This is a genomic window from Wolbachia endosymbiont of Tuta absoluta (assembly GCF_059414725.1).
The window spans coordinates 1-462 of the sequence record NZ_JBNRJY010000496.1; the positions used below are offsets into that span (position 1 = coordinate 1).

Below are 462 nucleotides of genomic sequence, written 5' to 3' on the forward strand. Positions count from 1 at the left end.
AATCCTGACAATTTAATCTGTAAAGCAATTTGTGCTGTAAAATCAAATGTACCGGATATTGGCATTATTGCAGACATTGCACTAGATCGTCCATGTTTTGGCGGTGTAAGACGCAGTAGCCTAAATGGACGAGCCGTCATCGTTATTACGATGTTCGAAACCTTCCTGCAGTTGAAAATAATGCATGTTTTCTATAATTGAATAGGTACCCAACACGATAAGTGTTTTAAATTTGGTAGTCAAATAATGCGCTATTACTGGTAGTAACATAGTCAACTAAGTACATAAAATGTATCAGAATGTTCACAATACAGACAACAAAGAAATCCTTTGACTTTCAAATATTATTGTTGTTTTATTTAAAACTTTTGTATTAAACACACACACACACACACACAGACAGAAAAGAAAATTACAAACCAGATACCGACTAGGACTACCTACTATTTTATTCTTTTCATT

Annotated in this window: 1 protein-coding gene; it reads left to right on the forward strand. The window is 33.5% G+C overall.

Features of this window, described 5'->3' with window-relative positions; translation table 11 throughout:
* On the forward strand, positions 1 to 201 hold a 201-nt coding region (locus ACJ5GX_RS05500), incomplete at its 5' end, for a hypothetical protein (RefSeq protein WP_495292784.1).
* Positions 202 to 462: the final 261 nt, after the last annotated feature.